General features: G+C 54.4%; 2 protein-coding genes. Both read left to right on the top strand.

Features of this window, described 5'->3' with window-relative positions; translation table 11 throughout:
- Nucleotides 1–67 precede the first annotated feature (67 nt).
- Nucleotides 68–409, top strand: coding sequence for an IS66 family insertion sequence element accessory protein TnpB (gene tnpB, locus IQ211_RS19005; protein WP_189758442.1), 342 nt, complete (start codon nt 68–70; stop codon nt 407–409).
- Nucleotides 410–490: 81 nt separating this feature from the next.
- The gene (gene tnpC, locus IQ211_RS19000) at nt 491–1978 is read left to right on the top strand and encodes an IS66 family transposase (RefSeq protein ID WP_189758511.1); all 1488 of its coding nucleotides are present in this window, start codon (nt 491–493) and stop codon (nt 1976–1978) included.
- Nucleotides 1979–2004: the final 26 nt, after the last annotated feature.

The following is a 2004-nucleotide window of genomic DNA, read 5'->3' as shown; positions in this document are numbered from 1 at the left end:
GACTTCGGGCTGAGTTGCCGGTTGAGTTATCCACCGCACAGATACGCCACTGGATTGAGGCGCTACAATGATACCCGTCAGTACCCTTTATCTGGTTTCCGGTCAGACCGATATGCGAAAATCCATCGACGGGCTGGCGAGTGTCGTCGATGCGCTGGGATTAGACCCGCTTAGTGACGCCGGGTTTATCTTTTGTAACCGGCATCGTGACAAACTCAAGATCCTGTTCTGGGATACCAACGGCTTCTGGCTTTACTACCGCCGACTCGAGAAAGGCCGCTTTCAGTGGCCTGCACCCGTGGCTGACGGCACAGTGCACATTACCCGCCCGCAACTGAACTGGCTATTATCCGGTCTGGCGTTAGCGCATCCCCGTGCACATCAGCCGTTACGCGATTTAAAAGTGTGATCAGTCACACGGATCTTGCATGAAGATTTGCACGATCCCGTCAGGTTGTCACACTCAGGTTTTTCCCTGAGAGCCTGAATGATGACTGACCTGCCTGATGATATTGACCAGCTAAAAGCCCTTATCGGCCTGCTTCAGGCAGAAATTCAGGAAAAAGATCATCATATTCAACACCTGCTCGAACAGCTCAATCTCAGCAAATCGAAACGCTTTGGCAAACAGAGCGAAAAAGCCGACAAAGGCATGTTCAACGAGGCCGAACAGCAGGATACGCTACCGAAACCGCCGCCGGCGCACCACAAAAAAGGGCGTCAGCCGCTGCCCGCCGGGTTGGAACGGGAAATCCAGCGTCATACCCTGAATGCACCGCATTGCGACTGTTGCGGTGAACCGTTGCATGCGTGTGGCGTTGAAACCTCAGAAACCCTGAAAATCATCCCACAGAAAGTCAGCGTCATTCGTCATGAACGCACGAAATACACCTGCCGGCAGTGTGAAAAAACCGAAACGCAGAGCAAAATTATCACCGCTCCACCGCCGCCCAGCCTGTTGCCCCGAACGATTGCCAGCCCGGATACGCAGGCCGCGATTGTCACCGCCAAATACGTTGATGCACTGCCTTTGTATCGGCAGGCCGATATATTAGCGCGTTCCGGTATTGAGATCAGCCGCAGCACGCTGGCGAACTGGTGTGTGCAGCTCGGTCGCCAGGTCCATGTGCTGGTCAGGCTGATGCGGACTCACCTGCTTAATGGATCGCTGATTTGTGCGGATGAAACGCCGGTACAGGTACTCAACGAAGCGGATCGACCGGCGCAAAGCCAATCCTACATGTGGGTGTATCGCAGCGGTGAATTCGCGACGCAGCCGGTGGTGATTTTCGACTACCAGCCGAGCCGCAGCGGGCGTTGCGTCGCCGATTTTTTAGGCGATTATGCGGGCTATCTGCTGACGGATGGCTACGCCGCTTACGATACGCTGAAATCGGTTAAACACGCCGGGTGCATGGCACATGCCCGGCGCAAATTTACCGATGCCCAGAAAGTGCAACCGGGGAAAAAAGCCGGGCGGGCTGAGCAGGCCCTGACATTTATCGCTAAACTGTACGCTGTCGAGCGGGAAGCCCGGTTACTCAGCCCGGATGACCGACGACGATTACGGCAGGAAAAAGCCACACCGATACTCAAAAATTTCCATGACTGGCTAACCGAGGCCAGCCAGACAGCCTTGCCGAAAAGTGCCATCGGTACGGCGATCAGCTATACCCTGAACCAGTGGCCGAAACTGCTTGTCTATCTGGAGGACGGGCAGATCAGCATTGATAATAATGTCACGGAGCGGGATATCCGGCCGTTCACCACGGGGCGCAAAAATTGGATTTTTTCCACGTCCGCTGCCGGCGCGTTTGCCAGTGCTAACCTCTACAGTCTGGTGATGACCTGCCGGGCCAATGATCTCAATCCGTATTTTTACTTCCGGCATATTTTTACGGAACTCCCCAAACGTCAAGCCGATGATCCTCTGCATGATCTACTGCCGTGGAACGTGAGTATCAGTGATATGAGGTAAATTACACGGGTTAATTGGCCGCTTAC

This window comes from Xenorhabdus griffiniae, assembly GCF_015163655.1.
Lineage (GTDB): Bacteria > Pseudomonadota > Gammaproteobacteria > Enterobacterales > Enterobacteriaceae > Xenorhabdus > Xenorhabdus griffiniae.
The sequence above is the reverse complement of the archived record's forward strand: the minus strand, read 5'-3'. Positions and strand labels throughout refer to the sequence as shown.

Coding starts and splice junctions, on each gene's coding strand:
- tnpB (WP_189758442.1), top strand. CDS start 68: ATGATACCCGTCAGTACCCTTTATCTGGTTTCCGGTCAGACCGATATG.
- tnpC (WP_189758511.1), top strand. CDS start 491: ATGACTGACCTGCCTGATGATATTGACCAGCTAAAAGCCCTTATCGGC.